Raw genomic sequence first — 1,017 nt, forward strand, 5'->3', positions numbered from 1 at the left:
GTTTGGACACTAACCTAGAGAAGTCACCTCCTCACTCACAACATGCGACATCGTGTCGCGCTCACGAAGTCATCTGCATACCTGATTAATGTTGCTCCTGATTGATAACCAGAGTATTTCCCTTTCTTGACTATTGTCCTTCTGGGGAAAGCTTGCTTAATCCGGTGTTCCATCCCGTGGAGGGCAATATTTGCTAGTAGTGGGGAGATGACCCCACCCTGTGGAGTACCCTCAGATGTCTCGTAGTGCTGCATATTGTCCATCACTCCCGCTTTTAACCAGGCTCGTATTTGACGGCGAATGGTGGGGAATGTATTAAGTTTGTTAAGCAGCGCTACATGGTTGATGCGGTCGAAACACTTGGAGATGTCGGCATCTAGCACGTATTTGGCTTTATACCTAATCTCGTTAAATATTGCCTCAATTGCATCATGACATGACCTTCCGGCTCTGAATCCATAACTGTTGGGTTCAAATCGCGCTTCCCATTCAGGCTAAGCGTGCCATCTTGACGAGTGCGCGGCATCGCTCGGTCTTTCATTGTAGGTATACCTAGAGGTCGCTTCTCTTCCGTTCCCGGTTTTGGAATCCATACTCTCCGGGTCGGGCTGACCTTAGAACCCAGTTTTAAGTTGTTTACTAACTTCAAACGAGCTGCTGGGGATAGAGATTTAATTCCATCCACTCCTGCTGTTTTTTTGCCAGTGTTATCTTGGGTAACTCTACGAACCGATAATGCTCTTGCTGACCAAGAATTCATCAACGTCTTTTGGAGTCTGCGTAATGCCTTTACATCACCACGTTGAGAGGCTTGATAGATTCTCTTTTGGAGCTTGTAAACTCGCCGCTCTAGCTTGCGCCAGTTAATCGAGCGCCATTCCACCGTAGTCTTTAAACTCGTTTTAGACATTTATACTCCCTACTTGAGTCTCTATCTTCCAAACATCGTGAGTCTGTCTGCATATCCTGAACATTACTTCAGGCTTTGGCTTTTGACTCAATCTTTCCTACTCGCAG

Annotated in this window: 1 pseudogene; it reads right to left on the bottom strand. The window is 46.4% G+C overall.

Annotated features, from left to right (window positions below):
* Positions 1 to 62 precede the first annotated feature (62 nt).
* Positions 63 to 910, bottom strand: a pseudogene (locus QUB35_RS39355) (reverse transcriptase N-terminal domain-containing protein); the annotation flags it as partial.
* Positions 911 to 1,017 lie beyond the last annotated feature (107 nt).

The sequence above is a fragment of the Microcoleus sp. B13-B6 genome (assembly GCF_036705405.1).
Taxonomy (GTDB): domain Bacteria; phylum Cyanobacteriota; class Cyanobacteriia; order Cyanobacteriales; family Microcoleaceae; genus Microcoleus.